At 63.2% G+C, this 22,749-nt stretch carries 19 protein-coding genes and 1 other RNA gene; 3 read left to right on the top strand and 17 right to left on the bottom strand.

The window, feature by feature from the left end; all coding sequences use genetic code 11:
* Position 1: 1 nt before the first annotated feature.
* Genes murD through mraZ form a run of 8 tightly spaced genes read right to left on the bottom strand, consistent with a single transcriptional unit; the run spans position 2 to position 9,000 of the window.
* Positions 2–1,399, bottom strand: coding sequence for a UDP-N-acetylmuramoyl-L-alanine--D-glutamate ligase (gene murD / locus ACRTG1_RS11355; RefSeq protein WP_432516294.1), 1,398 nt, complete (start codon positions 1,397–1,399; stop codon positions 2–4).
* 10 nt (positions 1,400–1,409) lie between these two features.
* On the bottom strand, positions 1,410–2,492 hold the full coding sequence (gene mraY, locus ACRTG1_RS11360) for a phospho-N-acetylmuramoyl-pentapeptide-transferase (RefSeq protein ID WP_113155645.1): 1,083 nt from the start codon (positions 2,490–2,492) through the stop codon (positions 1,410–1,412).
* Positions 2,493–2,495: 3 nt separating this feature from the next.
* Positions 2,496–3,920 (bottom strand): UDP-N-acetylmuramoylalanyl-D-glutamyl-2,6-diaminopimelate--D-alanyl-D-alanine ligase, encoded by a 1,425-nt coding sequence (locus ACRTG1_RS11365; protein WP_432516295.1) that lies wholly within the window; start codon positions 3,918–3,920, stop codon positions 2,496–2,498.
* Positions 3,917–5,371 carry a UDP-N-acetylmuramoyl-L-alanyl-D-glutamate--2,6-diaminopimelate ligase gene (locus tag ACRTG1_RS11370; RefSeq protein ID WP_432516296.1) on the bottom strand — a complete coding sequence of 485 codons (1,455 nt, stop codon included), beginning with the start codon at positions 5,369–5,371 and terminating at the stop codon, positions 3,917–3,919. Before ACRTG1_RS11370 ends, ACRTG1_RS11365 begins: the two co-directional genes overlap by 4 nt.
* Positions 5,372–5,420: 49 nt before the next feature.
* The gene (locus tag ACRTG1_RS11375; protein WP_206543894.1) at positions 5,421–7,145 is read right to left on the bottom strand and encodes a peptidoglycan D,D-transpeptidase FtsI family protein; all 1,725 of its coding nucleotides are present in this window, start codon (positions 7,143–7,145) and stop codon (positions 5,421–5,423) included.
* Entirely contained in the window at positions 7,142–7,510 is a 369-nt protein-coding gene (ftsL, locus tag ACRTG1_RS11380; RefSeq protein WP_206554164.1) for a cell division protein FtsL, read from the bottom strand. Before ftsL ends, ACRTG1_RS11375 begins: the two co-directional genes overlap by 4 nt.
* Before the next feature lie 6 nt (positions 7,511–7,516).
* Positions 7,517–8,536, bottom strand: a complete 1,020-nt coding sequence (gene rsmH / locus ACRTG1_RS11385) for a 16S rRNA (cytosine(1402)-N(4))-methyltransferase RsmH (RefSeq protein WP_206543895.1) — start codon at positions 8,534–8,536, stop codon at positions 7,517–7,519.
* Positions 8,533–9,000, bottom strand: coding sequence for a division/cell wall cluster transcriptional repressor MraZ (gene mraZ / locus ACRTG1_RS11390; RefSeq protein WP_113155651.1), 468 nt, complete (start codon positions 8,998–9,000; stop codon positions 8,533–8,535). The genes rsmH and mraZ overlap by 4 nt, the downstream gene beginning before the upstream one ends.
* A 373-nt stretch (positions 9,001–9,373) precedes the next feature.
* Between mraZ and ACRTG1_RS11395 the strand changes: the two genes are divergently transcribed.
* Positions 9,374–10,483 carry a cystathionine gamma-lyase gene (locus ACRTG1_RS11395; protein ID WP_432516297.1) on the top strand — a complete coding sequence of 370 codons (1,110 nt, stop codon included), beginning with the start codon at positions 9,374–9,376 and terminating at the stop codon, positions 10,481–10,483.
* Between the two features lie 62 nt (positions 10,484–10,545).
* Here ACRTG1_RS11395 and rnpB read toward each other — a convergent pair.
* The 9 genes from rnpB to ACRTG1_RS11440 form a co-directional block, all read right to left on the bottom strand.
* Positions 10,546–10,946, bottom strand: an RNA gene (gene rnpB, locus ACRTG1_RS11400) — RNase P RNA component class A.
* 178 nt (positions 10,947–11,124) lie between these two features.
* Entirely contained in the window at positions 11,125–11,853 is a 729-nt protein-coding gene (locus ACRTG1_RS11405) for a lytic transglycosylase domain-containing protein (RefSeq protein WP_432516299.1), read from the bottom strand.
* A gap of 211 nt (positions 11,854–12,064) precedes the next feature.
* Positions 12,065–12,808, bottom strand: a complete 744-nt coding sequence (locus ACRTG1_RS11410; RefSeq protein WP_420506239.1) for an N-acetylmuramoyl-L-alanine amidase — start codon at positions 12,806–12,808, stop codon at positions 12,065–12,067.
* Between the two features lie 20 nt (positions 12,809–12,828).
* Entirely contained in the window at positions 12,829–13,539 is a 711-nt protein-coding gene (locus ACRTG1_RS11415) for a J domain-containing protein (RefSeq protein ID WP_113155655.1), read from the bottom strand.
* A 154-nt stretch (positions 13,540–13,693) separates the two neighbouring features.
* Positions 13,694–13,882, bottom strand: coding sequence for a hypothetical protein (locus ACRTG1_RS11420; RefSeq protein WP_113155656.1), 189 nt, complete (start codon positions 13,880–13,882; stop codon positions 13,694–13,696).
* Positions 13,883–14,053: 171 nt separating this feature from the next.
* Positions 14,054–14,575 (bottom strand): winged helix DNA-binding protein, encoded by a 522-nt coding sequence (locus ACRTG1_RS11425; protein ID WP_222474093.1) that lies wholly within the window; start codon positions 14,573–14,575, stop codon positions 14,054–14,056.
* A 2-nt stretch (positions 14,576–14,577) separates the two neighbouring features.
* Positions 14,578–15,882 (bottom strand): TRAP transporter large permease, encoded by a 1,305-nt coding sequence (locus ACRTG1_RS11430; RefSeq protein ID WP_297560211.1) that lies wholly within the window; start codon positions 15,880–15,882, stop codon positions 14,578–14,580.
* Positions 15,882–16,433, bottom strand: coding sequence for a TRAP transporter small permease (locus ACRTG1_RS11435; protein ID WP_206543901.1), 552 nt, complete (start codon positions 16,431–16,433; stop codon positions 15,882–15,884). Before ACRTG1_RS11435 ends, ACRTG1_RS11430 begins: the two co-directional genes overlap by 1 nt.
* Positions 16,434–16,531: 98 nt before the next feature.
* Positions 16,532–17,503: a TRAP transporter substrate-binding protein gene (locus ACRTG1_RS11440; protein WP_113155660.1), complete on the bottom strand. Its 972-nt coding sequence runs from the start codon at positions 17,501–17,503 to the stop codon at positions 16,532–16,534.
* A 161-nt stretch (positions 17,504–17,664) separates the two neighbouring features.
* Here ACRTG1_RS11440 and ACRTG1_RS11445 point away from each other — a divergent pair, with 161 nt between their 5' ends.
* Positions 17,665–21,291 carry a hydantoinase B/oxoprolinase family protein gene (locus ACRTG1_RS11445; RefSeq protein ID WP_432516301.1) on the top strand — a complete coding sequence of 1,209 codons (3,627 nt, stop codon included), beginning with the start codon at positions 17,665–17,667 and terminating at the stop codon, positions 21,289–21,291.
* Between the two features lie 211 nt (positions 21,292–21,502).
* A complete protein-coding gene (locus ACRTG1_RS11450) occupies positions 21,503–22,747 on the top strand; it encodes a DUF3419 family protein (RefSeq protein WP_206543903.1) in 1,245 nt (414 codons plus the stop codon).
* Positions 22,748–22,749 lie beyond the last annotated feature (2 nt).

The following is a 22,749-nucleotide window of genomic DNA, read 5'->3' on the forward strand; positions in this document are numbered from 1 at the left end:
GTCACTTGCTCCCCATCATCTCGGCGCCGGCGAGCGAACGAACCGCCTCGCGGAAGGCATCGCCACGCACCTCAAAATTCCTGAACTGATCGAAACTCGCACAGGCTGGCGATAACAGGACTACAGCCTCCGGCGCGGGATCGCCCGCCGCATCGCGCGCCGCATGGTCGACGGCTTTGTCTATGGTACCCGAAATCTCGAACGCCGTCGCCTCTCCGATCGTAGCAGCAAAGGCTGGCGCGGCCTCGCCCACCAGATAGGCCTTGGCGACGCGCGGAAAGAGGCTTTTCAGCGTTTCAATCCCGCCATCCTTGGGCAGGCCGCCGGCAATCCAGTAGATGCGTTCAAAGCTTGAAAGCGCCCGCTCCGCCGCATCGGCGTTGGTCGCCTTGGAATCGTTGACGAACAGCACCCGCCCCTTGCGCGCGACCTGCTCCATGCGGTGGGCAAGCCCCGGAAAGCTGTTGAACCCTGCCTGTATCTCTTCGAGGCTGAGCCCGCATTCCAGACAGGCCGCCAGTGCGGCAAGCGCGTTCTGCGCATTGTGCGCGCCGCGCAGCGAGCCGATGCCTTCAAGCGTGGCGAGCTGTTCGGCAACGCCGTTCACCGCCCGCATGAGGGCGAGCCCGTCGAGGTGGAACCCGTCATCAAGCCGGGACGTTGATGAAATGCGCTCGACCCTGCGCCCTGCCTCAGCAAGCCGGTCGGCGATGCGGCGGCAATCGGGATCGTCGACACCGACAATCGCCAGCCCGCTTTTCGCCACCAACCGCTCCTTGATCGCGGCATAATTCTCAAACGAGCCGTGCCGGTCGAGATGATCGGGCGACAGGTTCAGGAGAATGCCGACCGAGGGGTCGAGCGTGGGTGCGAGGTCGATCTGGTAGGAGGAGCACTCCACGACGTAATGCCGTTCGGGCTGCGGCGCATCGAGCGTCATGACCGCCCGGCCGATATTGCCGCCCATCTGCGTGTCGCGCCCCGCGTCGGCGAGAATATGCGCGATCAGCGCCGTGGTAGTCGATTTGCCATTGGTGCCGGTGATCGCCACCAGCGGGGCGTCGGGCGCATGGGCCTGCCGCTCGCGGGCGAACAGCTCCACATCGCCGATGATCTCCACGCCCGCCGCCTGCGCCAGCTCCACGCTCCAGTGCGGGCGCGGATGGGTCAGCGGCACGCCGGGCGACAGGACGAACGCATCCTGCGCGCTCCAGTCGATGCCGCGCAGATCGCCCGTGGGCACGCCCTCGCCGGCAGCCCGCGCCACGCTTTCGGGATTGTCGTCGAACGCGGTCACCACCGCGCCACCGGCAACCAGCGCGCGCGCCGTCGCGATGCCCGAGCCGCCAAGCCCGAACAGAGCAACATTCCTGCCCTTGAAGACGGAGGCCGGGATCATCGCACCCGCCCTAGCGCAGCTTGAGGGTGGACAGGCCCACCAGCGCCAGAAGCACCGCAATGATCCAGAAACGGATCACCACCTGGCTTTCGGTCCAGCCGAGCTTTTCGAAGTGATGGTGTATCGGGGCCATCAGGAACACCCGTTTGCCGGTCATCTTGAAGACCGCCACCTGAATGATCACCGAAAGGATTTCCACCACGAACAGTCCGCCGATGATGGCGAGCACGATCTCGTGCTTGGTGGCCACGGCAACCGAGCCGATCAGGCCGCCAAGCGCCAGCGATCCCGTGTCGCCCATGAAGATTGCCGCCGGCGGCGCGTTGAACCACAGGAAGCCGAGCCCCGCACCGATCACCGCGCCAAGGATCACCGCCAGCTCACCCGTGCCGGGCACGAAGTGGATCTGCAGATAGTTGGCGAAGATGGCGTTACCGGAGAGATAGGCGATCACGCCGAACGACGCCGCCGCCACCATGACCGGCACCGTGGCAAGCCCGTCGAGACCATCGGTCAGGTTCACGGCATTGCCCGCACCCACGATCACGAAGGCCGCGAAAGGCACGAAAAAGATGCCCAGATTGAGCAGGAAATCCTTGAAGAAGGGGAAGGTCAGAGACGAGGAGAACGGCGCCTGCCCCGCATTCATGATGACCCAGGCCGCAATGCCCGCAATCACGAATTCGGCCGTCAGGCGCGCCTTGCCCGAAAAGCCCAGATGCGACTGTTTCGTCACCTTGAGATAATCGTCATAGAAGCCGATGGCGCCGAAGCCCAGCGTAACCATCAGCACCACCCAGACATAAACGCTGGAGAGGTTCGCCCAGAGCGCACAGGAGCCCAGAATGCCCGACAGGATCATGAGCCCGCCCATGGTCGGCGTGCCGGCCTTCTTGAAATGGGTCTGCGGCCCGTCGGCGCGGATCGGCTGTCCTTTGCCCTGACGCACACGCAGCGATGCGATGATCATCGGCCCGAACAGGAAAACGATCAGCGCCGAGGTGATCAGCGCACCGCCGGTGCGGAAGGTGATGTAACGAAATACGTTGAGAACCGAAACTTCATCGGCCAGGTCAACGAGCATCATGAGCATGGATCAGTCCCCCGTCGCCGCGCCCGGATAGGTTTTTAGGATGGCGTCGACCAGTTTGTTGAAGCCGATGCTTTTTGAAGATTTGATCATGACGGCGTCGCCGGGCTTCACAGCCGCAAGCACAAGCGTGCGCAGATCGTCCGTTGCTTCGCGGTGTTCCACCGGCAGCCCATCGGGCAGTGCCGCGGCCAGCGCTTTCATTTCCCTGCCGGCGAGGAAAACGAGCTCCGTGCCCGCATCCGTCACCATGCCGGCGAGCCCGGCATGCAGCTTTTCTGCATGTTCGCCAAGCTCCGCCATATCGCCCAGAACGGCGATGCGCCGTCCACCGGCTTCCGGCTCGGCGCGCTTCAACAGGTCGAAGGCAGCCGCCATGGAGGCCGGATTGGCGTTGAAGCTCTCATCGATCAGCGTGAACGCGCCGCCATCGAGCATCAGCCGATGGCGTGCGCCGCGCCCGGCCTCGGCGTCGAAGGAGCCAAGCGCCATCGCAGCCTTCTGCAGGTCGGCCTGCGCCAGATGGACCGCACCCAGCGTCGCCAGCGCATTCTGCACCATGTGCCGCCCCGGCGCGCCCAGCCGCACCTCGGTCGCCTCGCCATCGATCTCGATGGCAAAGGTTGAGGATTGCGGACCGCACTCCACATGGGTCAGCCGGATATCGGCCTTTTCGTGCGCGCCGAAGCCGGCAATGGTCTTCACGCCGGCCTCTTCGGCCAGACGCGCAAGCGTGTCCCAGTGCGCATCGTCGCGGTTGATCAGCGCCGCGCCGCCCTTCACCAGCCCCTCGAAGATCTCGCCCTTGGCGTGGGCGATTTCCTCAACGCTCTTGAAGAAGCCCAGATGCGCGGCAGCCACCAGCGTCACCACGGCGATGTGCGGACGCACCATCTTCACCAGCGGGCGGATTTCGTCGGGATGGTTCATGCCGATCTCGAAGATCGCGTAATCGCAATCGGCCGGCATGCGGGCGAGCGTCAGCGGCACGCCCCAGTGATTGTTGAACGAGCGGTCGGCCGCATGCACGCTGCCGCAGGCGGAAAACGCCTGACGCATCATGTTCTTGGTGGAGGTCTTGCCGACCGAGCCGGTCACCGCCACGATTTTCGCGCGGCTGCGCAGTCGCGCCGCGCGCCCCAGATCTTCCAGCGCGCCCAGAACGTCCGGCACCACCACCATCGGCACGGCCAGCCGCCCGAGCGCCGGCAGCTTCGCCTCGGCGACGATCAGCACCGAAGCGCCCGCCGCCATGGCAGCGGTGGCGAAGCTGTGCCCGTCAAAACGCTCGCCCTCAATGGCGAAGAACGCGTCGCCCGGGTTGAGCGTCCGCGTATCGATGGAAATACCGGTGATGGGGCCTGATGCCTGGCCCAGCGGTCTTCCGCCCGTCGCCTGCACCAGCGCCTCGAAGGTCCACAACGTGCTCATCCGGCGCGCTCCGCGAGTGCCGTGCGCACTTCCTCATGATCGGAGAAATGGTGTTTGCGGCCCGCAATCTCCTGACCCGTTTCATGGCCCTTGCCGGCCACGATCAGCGTGTCGCCTTCCTCAAGCATGGCGACGGCGGCGCGGATCGCTTCACGGCGATCGCCGATCTCACGCGCGCCCGACGCCGCTTCCATGACGGCGGCGCGGATCATCGCCGGATCTTCCGAGCGCGGATTGTCGTCGGTCACGATGGCCACATCGGCGAGCCGCGCGGCGATCTCACCCATGATCGGGCGCTTGCCCGTATCGCGGTCGCCGCCGCAGCCGAACACCACGATCACGCGACCGGTGGTGAAGGGCCGCACCGACTGGAGCACATTCTCAAGACCGTCCGGCTTGTGGGCGTAGTCCACATAGACCTGCGCGCCATTGCCGGCCGTTCCGACCAGCTCCAGCCGTCCCGAAGCGCCCTTCAGCGTCTCAAGTGCGGCAAAGGCCGTTTCCGCCGCAGTGCCGGTGCTGATGGCAAGGCCTGCCGCAACCAGCGCATTGGCCACCTGGAAGTCGCCCGCAAGCGGCAGGTCCACCTCGTAGATCACGCCGTCGACATCGACTTCGGCGCGCTGGCGATGCCGCTCATGCTCAACCCGCTTCAGGGTCAGGAAACCGCCCTTGCGGCCCACGGTGCGCACATCGAGGCCTGCCGCCTTCGCCGCCTTCTCGGTCGGCTCCGACCACGGATCGTCAGCGAAGATCACCGCCGGCGCACCCTTGGGCAGCAGCGCATCGAAGAGCCGCATCTTGGCGCGGTGATACTCCTCGATCGTCGGATGGTAATCCATGTGGTCGCGGCCAAGATTGGTGAAACCGCCGGCAGCGAGCCGCACGCCATCGAGGCGGCGCTGGTCGAGCCCGTGGCTGGAAGCTTCCATGGAGGCATGGGTCACGCCCGCCCCCGCGAGCTCGTCCAGAAGACGGTGCAGCGCAATCGGGTCGGGCGTCGTCAGCTCGCCATATTCATCGCGCCCCGGCGCAACCACCCCGGTGGTGCCGATGCTGGCAGCGGGCAGTCCCGCATGTTCCCAGATCTGCCGCGTGAAAGAGGCAACGGAGGTCTTGCCGCTGGTGCCGGTCACGGCAACCATGGTTTCGGGCTGGCGCGGAAACACACGCGCAGCGCAGAGCGCCAGCGCACGGCGCGGATCGTCGGTCTCGATGACGGGAATGCCCGGATCGGACGCAAGCGCGCCCGGTCGTGCAATGATGGCCGCAGCCCCCTTGCGCGCAGCGTCGTGCGCGAAGGACGCGCCGTCCGCCTTTACGCCGGCAAGCGCGAAAAACAGGTCACCGGCTTCAACCGTGCGAGAATCCGACGAAACGCCTGAAATCGGTCGATCCGCCGGCAAGAGCCCCTGACTGGAAAGAATGTCTGCAAATTCACTGAATTTCATGGGCCCCGGCGCTTTCAATTACCACGTTTCCCCTCGGCGCATGGCCGACTCACTGCTGTGAGACCAGCAAAGCATTACTTTCTTGACCGAATTCGGGCTTCACGCCAAGAAGCGGCGCAGAGCGGCGAATGATGTTACGCACCATCGGTGCGGCATTCATGCCCGCTGTTGCACTGATGCCATCCCGCTCCGGCTTCGGCTCATCGACGAAGACGAGAACCACATAGTCCGGATCATCAGCCGGGAAACCGGCGATGTAGGCGTTGAAGCGCACATTGTTTGAGTAGCGGCCATTCACGACCTTTTCTGCCGTTCCGGTCTTGCCACCCACATAATAGCCTTCCACCTCGGCGCGGCGGCCTGAGCCCTTTTCCGTGTTGAGACGGAAGAGGTAGCGCATTTCGGCGCTGGTCTTCGGCGAGATCACCTGTTCGGCGATTTCGTTGGCCTCGGCCTCGGTGCGCGGCAGGAAGGTCGGCGGGAAAAGCTTGCCGCCATTCAGCATCGCTGCCGCTGCCACCGCCGTCTGAAGCGGCGTGGTCGCCATGCCGTGACCGTAGGAGATCGTGATCGAGTTGATCTTCTTCCAGGTCTTCGGCTCGGTCGGGAGAGCAACCTCCGGCAGTTCCGTGGGCAGGCGTCCCAGAAGGCCGATCTTCTGCAGGAAGGCGCGGTGTCCGTCGATGCCAACAACGTCGGCCATCTTGGCCGTGCCGATGTTGGACGAGTAGATGAAGATCTCCGGAACGCTCAGCACACGGCGCTTGCCGTGGAAGTCGGTGATGGTAAAGCCGCCGATACGGATCGGCCGTGTGGCGTCAAAACTGTCATTGATGCTGACCAGGCCGGAATCGAGCGCCATGGCGGCGGTGAAGAGCTTGAAGGTCGACCCCATCTCGAACACGCCTGCCGACATGCGGTTCAGGCGATCCTTGTCGAGCGCGTTGACCGGGTTGTTGGGATCGTAATCGGGCACCGAGCCCATGCCCACCACTTCGCCCGTGCGCGCATTGAGCACCACCGCACCGGCGGCAATCGCCTTGTAGCGGTCGAGCGCCTGCACCAGCTCGTCGCGAATGATGTGCTGGACGCGCAGATCAAGAGAAAGCCTGACCGGCTCCAGATGCCCCTCGACCGCGAGGCCCGTCGCCTGTAGGTCGGCAAGCCCCTGATCGTCGACGAATTTCTCGATGCCGGCGATGCCCTTGTTGTCGATGTTGACGAGACCGACAATGTGCGAGGCCGTCGGGCCGCCCGGATAGAAGCGGCGCTTCTCGGTGCGGAAACCAAGGCCCGGAATGCCGAGCGCCAGAATGTCGGCCTGCTGACGCGGTGAAAGCTGGCGGCGCAGCCACACAAAACCGGCATCGCTGTCGAGCCGGCGATAGGTCTGCTGATAGTTCAGATCGGGCAGAACCGTGGAGAGCTTCTCGATGGCCTCGTCGATGTCGACGATGCGGCGCGGCTCGGCAAAGAGCGATGCCGTCTTGATGTCGGTTGCCAGAACCTCGCCATTGCGGTCCACGAGATCAGGCCGCGACGCGGTCACGCGGGCAGCGGGAAGGCTCGCTTCGGGCTCTTCCTGCATGGCCAGATGCACGAGACGGCCGCCAAGCGCGGCGTAGATGCCGAAGATCACGGCCATGGCCATGACGACGCGGTTCTGCGCCCGGCCGCCACGCGCCTTGCCTGCGCCATCCATGACAATGGTTGCAGCCCCGCGGCGCACCGCAGAGGTATCCGTGTCGTGGGTGTATTCGCTTGCCCCAGTCATGGCCGCACCGCCCCGGTTGTCGTCTGGTCAGGACCGCCATCGGCACCCGCCATGTCGGTGACGATCCCCTCAATGGTCAATGGCCGCTCCGGCAGATCGGAGAACTCGGCGATGCGCGGCGCTTCCACCGGCTCAAGCCCCAGCTCTTCCTTGTAGGTTTCCGTCAGCCGCTGCAGGCGCGCAGGCTGCGTCAGCAGGCTCCAGTCCGCCTTCAGAATGTCGATGGAGTCCTTCTCCAGCTCGGCCTGCCGCTCAATCGTGCGCAGCTCCTTGTAGCTGGCCTCGGCGTCGTGCTTGGTCTTGTAGGTAAAGGCGGCGGCAGCCATCATCACCGTTATCAGAACAATATCGCTTGTGCGAAACATCTGAGCCTACCTTTCACCAGCACGCGTCGGCCGCGGGAACCGCGAAAGACCGACAATGTCGAAATCCACATCGCCCGCCGGCGCATCGGTGCGCACGGCCAGACGCAGACGCGCCGAGCGCGCCCTCGGGTTGACGTCCGTCTCTTCCTTCGACGGCGAAACGGATTTCGCCGGTTTCTGGAAAAGGGGCGCCGCCTCGTGAACCTGCGGCAGATGGCGCGAACCGCCGGAACCGCCGGCCCGTTCAGCCATGAAGCGCTTCACGATCCGGTCTTCGAGCGAATGGAACGTGACCACGACCAGCCGCCCGCCGGGCTTCAGAGCACGCTCGGCTGCAAAGAGCGCGCGCGCCAGTTCGCCCAGCTCGTCATTGACGTAGATGCGCAGGCCCTGGAACACGCGGGTCGCCGGGTGGATCTTTTCCTGCGGACGCCGGCCCACGATTTTCTCGACCGCATTGGCAAGGTCGAGCGTCGTCTCGAAAGGCTTTTCGGCCCGAAGCCGCTCAAGCCCGCGCGCGATGCGCCCGGCCTGCCGCTCTTCGCCCAGAATGCCGAAGATGCGGGCAAGATCCCCCGCCTTCATCGTGTTGACCACGTCGGCTGCGCTCAGCCCGGTGCGCTCCATGCGCATGTCGAGCGGGCCTTCCTTCTGGAAGGAAAAGCCGCGCACCGCCTCGTCGATCTGCATGGAGGAAACGCCGATGTCGAGAACGACGCCGTCAACCGGCGCGTCAACCACCTCGTCGAGGCGGGAGAAGCGGTTCTCCACCAGACGCAGGCGTCCATCCCATTTGTCGACCAGCGCCTGCCCTGCGGCAATCGCCGTCGGGTCGCGGTCAATGGCCGTAACCGAACCGCCGGCTTCCAGAAGCGCGGTGGTGTAGCCGCCGGCGCCGAATGTGCCGTCGATGAAGGAATGACCTTCGAGCGGATGCAGGGCTTCAAGAACTTCACGCAAAAGAACCGGAATGTGGCGGGCCGGTCCGCCACCGGCCGGGCTTTCGCCGCCGGGGCCCGCCATCATTCCGACTGTCCGGCAGTCCGGCCGGATGCAGCCGCTTGCCGAAGTTTGAGGAGCCGTTCGCGCACTGCCTGCCCATGGGCCTTCAGCCGCTCCGGCTCCCAGATCTGAAAGAACAGTCCACGCCCCACGAAGGCCACTTCCTTCGTAATGCCCGTGTGCTCGCGAATAAAATCGGTCACCGTGATGCGCCCATCTTGATCGAATTTGAGGAAGGCGCCGTCGCCATGCACGAAAAAGGACATGTCGTCCGCCGTCTGCAGGAACGGATCCTCCTGCGCAATGCGCTCCTCGTAGCGGTCGAGCAGGTCGAGACCGCCCACATCCATCGCCGGGATGTCGAGCGCACGCAGTGCATAGAGTTCCGTGAAACCACGCTTTTGTACAACGGAGCGAAAGTGCGCCGGCACCGAGACCCGACCCTTGGAGTCGATCTTGTTTACTGCATTCGACAGAAACCGGTCCATGACGCTTAACGGCCAATTGGCCTATGCCCCTTTGCATCTCTTCTGCCGCTGTCAAAAGCGGCTCTCCGAATGTGTGCCCGCCCCTCTGCAAGGGTGAATCCCATACGCCACGTCGCCCTGAAAAAGAGGCCGACATGGGTGGAACCCGTACTCCAACTGCAACGAAACGCTGATTTGATTTATGGGGTACCATGGGCCGATATGGGCGTCAACGGGATTAACCTTCACTTATGCCTCGATGACAGGCGATTTCGGCATGCATCGGGCCATGGTCATTTATCGTGCATTAAGGCTAACAAAAGGTTAGGAAAGGCTTCGGGCCGGCCGGTCCGCACCTGCCCCAAAGTCACCCATGACGCCTGCGAGGAGCCCCATGTCCGACAGCCAGAACGCCCGCGCTGCAAGCCTTTCGCACCTCCATTCGGCACGGCTCGCAAAGGGCGATCCGCTCTCCACGCCCATCGTCATGAGCTCGGTGTTTCATCTTCCCGGCGATCCCGCAGGCTTTAGGCAATATGGCCGTTTCGACAATCCCACCTGGGAAGCGGTCGAAGCCGCCCTCGCCCATCTGGAAGATGCCGAGACCGTGAGCTTCCCATCGGGCATGGCTGCAATTTCGTCCGTCTTTCTGGCGCTGCTTTCGGCTGGCGACCGGGTGCTTCTGCCCGCGGACGGCTACTACACACCGCGCGTTCTTCTAGAGAAACACCTCTCCCGGCTTGGCATTCTTTACGACACGCGCCCCACGGCCTCCTTCCTTGAAGGCGGGTTTGAAGGCTACCGCATGGTTCTCATTGAAACGCCGTCCAATCCGGGGCTCGATGTGTGCGACATCGCGGCCGTCGCGAAGGCTGCCCATGAACATGGCGCCATCGTCGTTGCCGACAACACGACCATGACGCCTTTCGGCCAGCGCCCGCTGGATCTGGGCGCGGACATCGTTCTTGCCGCCGACACCAAGGCGGTCAACGGGCACTCGGATGTGCTGTTCGGCCATGTGGCAAGCCGCGACAGCACGCTGATCGGCGCGGTGCGCGACTGGCGCAAGCTTTCCGGCAACATTCCCGGCCCGTTCGAGGCCTGGCTGGTGCTGCGCGGGATCGAGACGCTTGAACTGCGTTTTGACCGGATGTGCTCGTCGGCCGAAACCATCGCCACCCGCCTTGCCGATCATCCAGCCATCAAGGCATTGCGCTATCCCGGCCTTGCAGACGATCCGTCCCATGCGCTCAGCCGCACGCAGATGCTGCGTTTCGGCTCGCTGATCGGGCTAACTCTGGAAACGGAAGAAAAGGCGGAAGCCTTCATCAACACCTGCCCGCTGCTCGAAGCCACGACCTCGTTCGGCGGCGTTCACTCTTCGGCTGAACGGCGCGCAAGATGGGGTGACGATGTGGCGGAAGGCTTTGTGCGCCTGTCGATTGGATGCGAGCCGACCGAGGCACTGTGGGCATCCATCGAAACGGCGCTGAACGGCCTGTAAATTTTCCAAAAGCATCCGGAATTTTCCCAAACGGGACAGAATTCCGGAAAATGAAAGACGAAAATGCCAGCCGGTCTATAAGCCGGATTTTGTATGGCCGCACCGCCCGAAAGCGATGCAACGTGACGACCATTCCTCTGGGACCGATGTTGCCATCGGCCTCTAGCAACCTACCCGAACGGTCAAGCCGGAAAAAGCCCTGAGGGTTGCCCCTCGCGCCGTTCCTATTCGGTCTTGCTCCCGGTGGGGTTTACCTTGCCGCCTCCGTTACCGTCGACGCGGTGGGCTCTTACCCCACCCTTTCACCCTTACCCTGCCCGAAGGCGGGGCGGTCTGCTTTCTGTGGCACTGTCCCTGGGGTCGCCCCCGCCGGATGTTATCCGGCACCGTTTTTCCGTGGAGCCCGGACTTTCCTCGCGAACAGCCTTTCGGCCCCGGTCCGCGCGGCCGTCCGACCGGCTGGCAATGCGTATAAAGGGTTTCATGCGGCAAAACGCAACTCAAAACAGCCGCGTTCGCGCAGGAAAGCGCCTTCGTCCCGAACTTAAATCGCCGCGCGCCCTTCCGGACGCGCGGCGATCCAAATTTCACCTGAAGCAGCGGAGAAACCGAAAGCCGGTTTCCGCTTCCCAGCCCGAGAATTAATGCCCCAGGATCTGCTTCACCTTGGAGCAGTAGCGCGAGGAGATCGGGTTCATGCGCTTTGCGCCGTGACCGGCATTGTATTTGAGGATCGTGCCGCAGGTGGAACCACCGCCGAGCTTGTGCGCCTTGGCGAGATATTTCATGCCGTATTTGATGTTGGTCTCGGGGTTGTAGAGGCCCTTGGAGGAACCGCTGTAACCCATCATGCGCGCGGTTGCCGGCTTGATCTGCATCAGGCCGATTTCACCTGCCGCACCGCGGGCATTGGCGCGGTAGTTGCTTTCAACGCGCACAACGGCGTTGGCGAGCGAGACCGGCACACCGTAGGCAGCCGCGTATTTGGAAATGATGGTGTGGTAGGAACCACCCGAACCGCTCTTGCGGACCGACGTCTTGACGGTGGTCTTCTTCCGGGACTTGGAAGCCTTCGCCGTTTTCGTGGACTTGCGGGACTTCGCCTGCAGGGCCTTCTTGACGGTCTTCTTGTCGGCCTTGATGGAACCGGTGGTCGTCATGTCCACGTCAGTCGCACTGGAACCTTTTCCGCCGCGAATGATTGCCTGAAGGAGCGTGGTCGGCTCCTTGCCCGTATCAACCTTCTTCTCTGCAGCCTTCTTTGCAGAATGCGTGGCAATGACCTGGCTGTAGCGGGGCTCGTCAGCGTGAGACAAAGACGTTGCGGCGCAGACAGCAAGCGCTGCCGCGAATAAGGTAGTGATTCTCATTTCGACCCGTAATTCTGTGCCGCTGCATCAGGGCGCGGCAGGTTTTGTTTTCCACGAGGCCGGGACGTGGTCCCTCGGCCTCAACACGGGTCGCTGTTTTGCAGGGGAAGGAGAAACAAAAAAGGCGCTTCAATTCAAATAATATGAACTGATGAAATTTTGCGCCAGTCTTGGGAGTGAGTGATCGTCAGGGAGAAGAATCAATCACAGGTTAATCATACATTAGTTTTTGCAAAATTGCGCATGTCCAGACATCGGCAATCCCATTTATCTCTAACGGTCTGAAATGCCTTTGAAATTCCCTTACGGCAACCTCCGTGTCACGGTCAAAAATGCCTGTTTGGGCGATTCCATACCCATAACCGGAGAGTAATCTCTGGAGAGCCTGCACCGCCGGCCCCGCGTCTCCAGCGCCCAGGGAATGGCCGCCCGAAATGGGCGGAACTGCGACAAAAGTGCCAAGACCGCCCTTTGCGAGACGCTCCCAGGGGAAGTTTTCGCCGGGGTCAACCTTGCGGCCGGGCGCAATATCGGAGTGTCCGAGGACCCGTTTTGGCCCGATTTTGTGACGCCGGCAGATATCTTTGCCCAGTTTCAGGACGGCTTCGATCTGGATATCGGGGAAATCAGGCAGCCCCTGCGGGTGTCCCGCATTGGCGATTTCGATGCCGATGGAGCAGGAATTGATGTCTTCGCAGCCCTGCCAGGAGCTGCGCCCGGCATGCCAGGCGCGGTCTGCCTCGCGCACCATCTGCACGATCCGGCCATCCTCGTGAACGAGATAATGGCTGGAGACCTCGCTTTCGGGCGCGCACAGCCAGTCCTGTGCGCCCTGGCCCGTTTCCATGCCGGTGTAATGCAGGATGAGCATGTCGGGCAGAAGCCCGCCACGCCGCTCTCCGAAATTCGGAGACGGACACACTTCGGCGCCTGCGAAATCAGGCTCGAACATCATGGCGGAACAGTCCTCCGCGCTCACGCGCGAACCTGCGCTTTCTCGATGCTCTCATAGGCGGCATTGATGGAAGCGAGCCGCGTGTTGGCGATAGCGAGGAATTCTTCGGGAACGCCACGTGCGATCATGCGATCAGGATGGTTTTCGGCAACCAGCCTGCGGTAGCGGCGCTTGATCTCGTCAAACGGGGCATCCTGCTCGACGCCAAGAACCATGTAGGGATTGCCCTCGCCCTGAAGCGCATGGCGCGAGAGGATCTGCTCGAAATGGTCTTCGCGGATATCGAAGATCTCGGCAACGCGCTGAAGGAAGTCACGCTCGCGCTCATGGATCACACCATCGGCCTTGGCGATGTGGAACAGCGCATCAAGGATATCCTCAAGCATGGCGCAATTGGTGTCACCGGAGCCGCAGAGACCGGACATCTGACGGGCATAGGCCTCGAAGCCGGCCACATCCTGCTGCGCCAGACCATAAAGACGCGAAACATTGGCCTGCTCATTGCGCGGAACGGAGAAAATCTCGTGAAACGCCTGCACCTCGTCGGGCGTCACGACGCCATCGGCCTTGGCCATCTTTGCAGACAGGGCAATGATGGCGACGGAGAAGGCGACGCGCCGGCGCAACTGCGGATCGCCTTCGAAAACGGTGCGAATGGCCTCGACCATCGCCGAAAGCGCGCTGCCGGGTGCGCGCGTAATAAAGTCTGTAATGCGATCCCAAAAAGTCATGCGGTTTTGTAACCGCAATTGCTGACGATTTCGAGACGCAGATTGGCGCATGAAGAAACCGGACAAGCCGCACGGCTCACCCGGTCTCATTCATGAGCGTCAATGCCCGCCGGCATCAGCTCGATACCAGACGGTGCAATCACCTTACTGGACCTTACTGGCTGGTCGTGCCCTGATCCTGCATCGTGTCAGGCGCTTCCGGCGCAGCAGCGGGCGCATCCATCGGGGTCGTATCCTGCTGCTCGGGCTCGATGCTCTGGGTGGTCGTGTTGTCGCCTTCACTGCAGGCGGCAAGTCCGAGAAGGGCCAGCCCCGAAACGGTTGCAGCTAGAAACTTTTTCATATCCACTCTCCATACAAAGCACATCTTCCGGGCACGTCGCCGCGCGCCCACAGCGAGGAAATGCGCCAGACCGCATGGAGTTTCGTAACGTTGAGTGACGGGCCGTAATGATGCGGGATCGCGGACGCGCCATGCGCCCTGCCCGCAGGCTTACGGGCCAGGGTCAGGCCCCTAAAGGCTGGTGGCGCTGCGCGCGGCCTGATCATATTGCCCGGACAGGGCGTGCATTACCGCGGCAATGCCGGAAAGCGCTTCCTCGTCGAGTTTGAGGCGCTTGGTGCTCGAAACGAGCAGCGCTTCACGAACCTCGTGATAGCGCTCGCAGGCGGCAGCCCCTTCCGCAGTCGCCTTCACCGTCTTCTCCTTGCCCCTGCGCCCGGTCTTGACCAGACCGAGCGCGGCCAGCTTCTTGATGGCGTAGGACGCGACGTGAACGTCTTCGATGTTGAACATCATGCACAGTTCCGAAAGCGTCTTCTCCCGGTTCCTGTGATTGACGGCGTGCAGGATCTGCACGGCGGTGGGCTGCAGACCCGGCACACCCGCCGCCGCCATGCAGCGCACCATCCAGCGCTCGAAGGAATGGCTCATCACGGTCATCGCAAACTCGATCTCCGACAGCGCCGGCATGGCGCCAGCGGCCAGATGGGCTGCGGAGACGACCGGTCCGACTTTCCGTTCGGCGTTCGACATCATTACCTCGCGAGCATGGTTTGCGGCAGCCATAGCGCCAGTTGCGGGAACAGGACGACCAACGCAACGGCGACGATCATCATGAGGAAGAACGGCAGGGTCATGCCGGCGACCTTGAGAATGTTGTGACCGGTGAGCCCCTGAATGACGAACAGGTTGAAGCCGACCGGCGGCGTGATCTGACTCATCTCGACCACGAGCACGAGATAGATGCCGAACCAGATGATGTCGAGCCCCGCAGCCTCGACCATGGGCAGAATGACCGATGCGGTGAGCACGACGATGGAAATGCCGTCGAGAAAACAGCCCAGCACGACGAAGAAAAGGGTCAGCACAGCCAGAAGCGCATAGGGCGAGTAGCCCTGCTCGGCGATGAACTGCGCCAGCGCACGGGGAATGCCCGTATAGCCCATGGCCACGGTCAGAACGGACGCACCGGCAAGGATAAGCACGATCATGCAGGAAGTGCGCGAGGCGTTGCGCAGCGCAGCGAAAAAGGCCGAGCGACTTAACGTGCCGGTGAACCATGACAGAGCCAGTGAGAGGACCACACCGACAACGGCGGCCTCGGTGGGCGAAGCAAAGCCGCCATAGATTGAACCGATGACACCGATGATGAGCGCCAGGATCGGGAACAGGCGGCGCGTCTGCCAGATGCGCTGAAGATAGGGGATGCGCGGATCGGCCTCGGGCATGCGCTTGTGATTGATCATCGACCAAACGGCCGTGTAGCCCATGAAGAGCGCCGCCAGCATGATGCCGGGAATGACGCCGGCGATGAAAAGACGGGCGATGGACTGCTCGGTGGCCGCACCGTAGACGATCAGAATGATCGATGGCGGGATGAGCAGGCCGAGCGTGCCGGAACCGGCAAGCGAGCCGATGGCCATGCGCTCGTCATAGCCACGCTTTCTGAGTTCGGGCAGAGACATGCGGCCGATGGTGGCCGTGGTGGCGGCAGACGAGCCGGACACGGCGGCAAAGATGGCGCAGCCCAGAATGTTGACGTGCAGGAGCCGGCCCGGCAGACGCCGCATCCACGGCGCAAGACCCGCGAACATGTCTTCGGCCAGCCGCGTGCGGAACAGGATCTCCCCCATCCAGATGAACATGGGAAGAGCAGCCAGATCCCACGAATTGATGGAACCCCACACGGTGGTGGCCATCACCGCGCCGGGCGGCACCGGAACCATGAGATAGATGGCCGTAAGGCCGGCCACCATGAGCGCCAGAGCGACCCAGAGGCCGGCGGCAAGCAGGACGAGCATCAGCCCGCCGAGCGTGAGGGAAATGGTCAGAAGGTCCATCACACTTCCTCCGCTGCGCCGTCTTCGGTGGCGAGATAGGATGGAGACCGGCCCGTGAGCGCGGCGAACAGGTCATCCAGCAGCGCAACGGCGAAGATGCCGATCCCGAGCGCCATGACCGCCTGCGGTATCCAGAGCGGGATGGCAATGATGCCGTAAGACAATTCGTTGAAGCGGTGACTGTCGAGGGCGAGCTTCGCTGCATAATAGAAGAAGAAGCCGGCCAGCGCCGCGCCGACCAGAAGCACGAACACCTCGGCCACCCGGCGCATGCCCTCGGGCATGGCGGCAAGACCCAGCGTCACACGGATCTGCGCACCGCCGCGCAGGGAGCCGGCAAGCGCCATGAAAGACGCGCCGACCAGCAGGAAGCCCGCGATCTCGGCCAGCGACGGCACGAGAAACCCGTAAGGAGGCAGGCCGAAAAGCCCAAGCAGGGTGTCCACCACGCGCCCCATGACCTGGGCGAACACCAGAACTGCAATCGCGCAGAGGGCAGCCATAGCCAGCCACTCGGCCGCGCCATAAAGCCCGTTCAGTATTTTTCTCATTGTCGTCGTCTCCGCTCGACGGTCTCATTCTGGTCGCACATGGCGACCGGTCTGCGGGCGGCCGGACATCCAGCCGCCCGCAGGGTCAGTCAAAGCGGTCAGTTCCTGTAGGCGTCGAGGACGGCCTTGCCTTCGTCGCCAGCCTTTTCGGCCCATTCGGCGGACATTTCCGCACCGATGGCGGCAAGCCCTTCCTTGAGCCCGGCGCTGGGCGCAGTGACGGTGATGCCATTGTCCTTGAGGATTTGGGTCTTGTCTTCCGTCTCCTTGACGGAGGCTTCCCAGCCGCGCGTCTCGGCGGTGGCCGCTGCCTCAAGCACCGCTGCCTGCTGATCTTCCGGCAGCGCATCGAACGCGGCCTTGTTGACGAAGACCATGTTGCGCGGGAGCCAGGCCTGCGCGTCGGAATAATGGGAGAGGAAGTCCCAGACCTTGGAGTTTGCGCCGGTGGAGGGCGACGTGACCATGGCCTCGACGCGGCCAGTGGCGAAGGCGGTCGGCAGGTCCGGCACCTCTACCTGGGTCGGCAGCGAGCCGGCGAGCTGCGCCAGACGCTCGGTGGCGGCATTGTAGGCGCGCATCTTCAGACCCTTGAGGTCGTCGACCGAAGAGATTTCCTTCTGGGTGTAGATGCCCTGCGGCGGCCACGGCACGGAGAAGAGAAGCTGAAGCCCCTGCTCCTGAAGCTTTGCGGCAAGCTGGTCCTTCGACGCGCCATAGAGCTTCTTCGCGTCATCATAGCTGGTCGCCAGGAAGGGGATCGAATCCACTTCATAGATCGGGTCTTCATTGGAAAGACGCGATCCCAGAACCTCGCCGATCTGGGCAAGGCCCTGACGCACGGCGTTCTTGATGTCGGGATGCTTGAACAGCGAGCCGTTGGAATGAACGGTGATCTCCAGACCGCCATCGGTGGCGGTTTTCACATCCTCAGCGAACTGGGCGATGTTCTGCGTGTGGAAATTGGTGTCGCCATAGGGCACCGGCATGTCCCACTTGGTCTGCGCGGAGGCAGAGGTGGCAAAGCCTAGAGCGGCTGCGGCCACAGCGAATTTCACGGAATGATGCATCGTCAATCTCCCATTTGTATGAGGCAACGGAGGCGTTCCCTCACCTTCTTTCGTTGCAATGGAAGGAGCGTCGCACACTCAGATAATATGTCAATAAATTATTGACGTTTTATCCGAGACATGTTTCTCCTTTTGCCAAGGATAATGCGAAGGAACCGACGATGACAGCTGGCAAATGGGATTTTTGGATCGACCGCGGCGGCACGTTTACCGATGTGATCGGCCGCGATCCGGATGGCGGGCTTTTCGCCCGCAAGCTGCTTTCTGAAAATCCGGAAGCCTATGCCGACGCCGGTATTCAGGGCATTCGCGATCACCTCGGCGTCAAGGCCGGCGAAGCCATGCCTTCGCATCTGATCGGCGACGTGAAGATGGGCACGACCGTGGCGACCAATGCGCTTCTGGAGCGCAAGGGCGACCGCGTGGCGCTGGTCATCACCAGGGGTTTCCGCGACGCACTCAAGATCGCCTACCAGGCGCGGCCCGACATCTTCGCCAAGGAAATCATCCTGCCCGAACAGCTCTATGAGCGCGTGATCGAGGTGCCGGAGCGCCGCCGTGTCGACGGCACGGTGGAAACGGAACTCGACCTCGACGCCGTGAAGGGCGAGATCGAGGCAGCCAAGGCCGATGGCATCGATGCGGTCGCCATCGTCTTCATGCATGCTTGGAAATATCCAGAGCATGAGAAAGCGGCGGCAAGTCTTTGCCGCGATTCCGGTTTTTCGCAGGTTTCGGTCAGCCACGAGACCTCGCCGCTGATCAAGCTGGTGGGTCGTGGCGACACCACGGTGGTGGACGCCTATCTGTCGCCGATCCTGTCGCGCTATGTGAGCCGCGTGGCGGCGGAACTGGGCGTCAACGAGAACGGCGAAGGCCCGGGCCTCAAATTCATGATGTCGTCGGGCGGCCTGACGGCGGCCGACAAGTTCCAGGGCAAGGACGCGATCCTTTCCGGCCCTGCCGGCGGCGTGGTCGGCATGGTGGAGACGGCGCGGCTTGCCGGCTTCGACAAGGTGATCGGCTTCGACATGGGCGGCACCTCGACGGATGTGGCCCATTATGACGGCGAATATGAACGCGCCTTCGACACGGAAGTGGCGGGCGTACGCATTCGCGCGCCGATGATGCGCATTCACACCGTGGCCGCCGGCGGCGGTTCGATCCTGCATTATGAAGACAACCGCCTGAAGGCGGGTCCGGATTCGGCCGGCGCAAACCCCGGCCCCGCATGCTATCGCCGTGGCGGGCCGCTGGCCGTGACCGATGCGAATGTGATGCTGGGCAAGCTGCAGCCGGATTTCTTCCCGGCCATTTTCGGCCCCGAGCAGAACGAGCCGCTCGATGTGGACGCCGTGCGCGCCCGCTTCACCGAACTGGCTGAGCAGATCGGCGACGGACGTCCGGCGGAAGCCGTGGCGGAAGGCTTCATCACCATTGCGGTCGAAAACATGGCCAATGCGGTGAAGAAGATCTCCGTGCAGCGCGGCTATGACGTGACCGGCTATCTGCTGAACTGTTTTGGCGGCGCGGGCGGCCAGCATGCCTGCCTCGTGGCCGACGCGCTGGGCATGGAAGCTGTGCTGATCCATCCGATGTCGGGCCTGCTCTCGGCCTATGGCATCGGGCTTGCGACCGTGTTCGCCTCGCGCCAGCAGGCGCTTTTGAAGCCCTTTGCGGAAAGCTCTCTGGACGCCATCGACGCACTTTCGGCATCACTGCGCGAAGAGGTGCGCGCGGAGCTGGCCGATCAGGGCATCACCGGCGACAAGGTGATGTGGGCAACCAAGCTGGAAATCCGTTACGAGGGCACCGACACGACGCTGCCCATCGCCTTCGACGGCACGCTTGAGACCGCCAGGGCCGCCTTCGAGGCGGCGCACAGGGCGCAGTTCGGCTTCGTCTATGACGACAAGCCGATGGTGGTGGAAGCCGTCAGCGTCGAGGGACTGGACGCGGGCGACGGCCGTCCGGTGGAGCAGGAGCAGGCGACCAGCGACGCCACGCCCGCCCCCGGCGAAACGCGCGCGATCTTCTGCGACGGCGCATGGCACGATGCCGGCATCTACCGCCGCGAGACGCTGTCGCGCGGCGCCAGGGTCAACGGCCCTGCCCTCATCATCGAGGCCAACCAGACGGTTGTCGTGGAGCCCGGCTGGCAGGCCGAGATCACCGCGCTCGACCACATTCTGATGCGCCGCGTGGAAAAGAAGGCCCGCATGGCCGCTCTCGGCACCAAAGCCGATCCGGTGATGCTGGAGGTCTTCAACAACCTGTTCATGTCGATCGCCGAACAGATGGGCGTGACGCTGCAGAACACCGCCTATTCGGTGAACATCAAGGAGCGGCTCGACTTCTCCTGCGCGGTGTTCGACCAGAATGGCGCGCTGGTGGCCAATGCCCCGCACATGCCGGTGCATCTGGGCTCCATGGACCGTTCGGTGGAAACCGTCATCCGGCTGAACAAGGGCAACATCCGCCCCGGCGACGTGTTCGCGCTGAACGCGCCTTACAATGGCGGCACGCATCTGCCCGACATCACGGTGGTCACGCCCGTGTTTGACGATCACGGCGAGAACATTCTGTTCTACACCGCCTCGCGCGGCCACCATGCCGATGTCGGCGGCACAGCACCCGGCTCCATGACGCCGCTGGCGACCACGGTGGACGAGGAAGGCGTTCTGTTCGACAATTTCCGCCTCGTCGAAGGCGGCAAGTTCCGCGAAGAGGAGCTGCACACGCTTCTCACCGACCACGCCTATCCGGCGCGCAACCCGCACCAGAACATCGCCGATCTGAAGGCGCAGATCGCCGCCAACGAAAAGGGCGTGGCGGAACTGCGCAAGATGATCGACCAGTTCGGTCTGGACGTGGTGCAGGCCTATATGGGCCATGTGCAGGACAATGCGGCGGAAGCCGTGCGCCGCGTGCTCGAACGCCTGCCGGATGCGTCGGAATATGAATATCCGACCGACACGGGCCAGGTGATCAAGGTGAAGATCACCGTCGACCGCGAGAAGCGCGAGGCGACCGTCGACTTCACCGGCACGTCGAATGTTCAGAAGAACAATTTCAACGCGCCTGAACCGGTGACCCGCGCGGCGGTGCTCTATGCCTTCCGCGTGATGGTGGAAGGACAGATCCCGATGAATGCGGGCTGCCTCAGGCCGATCAACATCGTGATCCCGGAAGACTGCATGCTGCGCCCCTCCTATCCGGCAGCGGTCGTGGCCGGCAATGTGGAGACGTCCCAGCACGTCACCAATGCGCTGTTCGGCGCGATGAAGGCCATCGCCAACAGCCAGGGCACGATGAACAATCTGACCTTCGGCAATGAAGAGTATCAGTATTACGAGACCATCTGCTCCGGCTCACCGGCCGGTCGCATGAATGACGGTCGCGGCTTCGATGGCGCGTCGGGCGTTCATGTCCACATGACCAATTCGCGCCTGACGGACCCGGAAATCCTCGAACTGCGCTTCCCGGTTCTGCTTGAGGACTTCCATATCCGCGAAGGCTCGGGCGGCAAGGGCAAGTGGAATGCGGGCGACGGCACGCGCCGCACCATCCGCTTCCTGAAGACCATGGAATGCGCCATTCTCTCCTCCCACCGCACCCAGCCGCCACGCGGCGTGGAAGGCGGCGGCGATGGCGAAATGGGCAAGACCGAGGTGCGCCGCAAGGACGGTCATGTCGAAACGCTCAAGGGCTGTGACCAGACGGTGATCGAGGCTGGCGAAGCGGTGATCGTGACAACGCCCACCGCCGGCGGTTTCGGCAAGGCGTAAAGCACTCAGGATTGCGGGCGGGGGAGCGTGCTTCTCCGCCCGCATTGTCACTGGAGCCCCGGTCCGGGGCCAGGCGCTGCCGAACGGGCGGCGCTCGGGGCTAAACCTGCACCCCGCCTTTAACAGCCCCGTCACACTCGGTCATTCAGGTTTCACGCGCGCGTCATGGAAGCGCAGTAGCCCCTCAAGACAAGATTGAGGGGAGAGACCCATGACAGATCTTTCAGCCGGCACCGGCCTTTCCACCCGCCGCCATCTCGGCAAGGCGGTCTATCAGAACAGGGCCACCACGCGCGCAGGCCTTTCCGAACGCCTCTTCGCCCTTCTTTTTTCGGGCCTCGTCTATCCGCAGATCTGGGAAGACCCGGACGTGGACATCGCGGCGATGGAACTCGATGAAAGCCACCGCATCGTCACCATCGCGTCGGGCGGCTGTAACGTGCTGGCCTATCTCACCCGCCAGCCGGCGAAGATCGACGCCGTGGACCTGAACGCCGCGCATGTGGCGCTCAACCGGCTGAAGCTCACCGCCTTCAAGGCGCTGCCCGCCCATGGCGACCTGCTGCGCTTCTTCGGCGCAACCAACCAGCGCAGCAACAGCGAGGCCTATCGCCGCTTCATCGCGCCAGCGCTCGACGCCCAGTCGCGCCGGCACTGGGAAAGCCGCGGGCCGCTCGGCCGCAAGCGCATCGACGCCTTCACACGCAATTTCTACCGCAAGGGCCTGCTCGGCTTCTTTATCGCCACCGGCCACACGGTCGCAAAGTTCTATGGCGTGAACCCGGCGGACATCATGAAATCGCGCTCGCTTCGCGATCAGCGCATCTTCTTCGATGAGCAGTTGCGCCCGCTGTTCGACCGCGGGCTCGTGCGCTGGGCGACCTCGCGCAAGGCATCGCTTTTTGGCCTCGGCATTCCGCCGGCGCAGTATGACTCGCTGATCACGGCGGGTGACGGCACCATGGCGGATGTTCTGTCGAGCCGGCTTGAGAAGCTCGCCTGCCATTTTCCGCTCAAGGAAAACTATTTCGCCTGGCAGGCCTTCGCCCGCCATTATCCCGCACAGGGCGAAGCCACCCTGCCCGCCTATCTGGAGCGCAGGAACTTCGACACGATCCGCGCTGCGGCAGACAATGTGACGGTGCATCACGCGAACCTGATGGATGTGCTGGGCAACAAGCCCGCGCAGAGCGTGGACCGCTATGTGCTGCTCGACGCGCAGGACTGGATGAACGACGATCAGCTCAACGCACTGTGGAGCGAGATCACCCGCACGGCAGCGCCCGGCGCGCGCGTCATCTTCCGCACTGCCGCAGCGCCGAGCCTGCTGCCGGGCCGCGTGAACGACCACATTCTGAACCAGTGGCGCTATGAGAAGCTCCGCTCGCGCGAACTCTCGGCCAATGACCGCTCGGCGATCTATGGCGGGTTCCACCTCTATGTGAAAGCGGCCTGAGA

This window comes from Nitratireductor sp. PBL-C9, from assembly GCF_050877045.1.
GTDB lineage: Bacteria > Pseudomonadota > Alphaproteobacteria > Rhizobiales > Rhizobiaceae > Nitratireductor > Nitratireductor aquimarinus.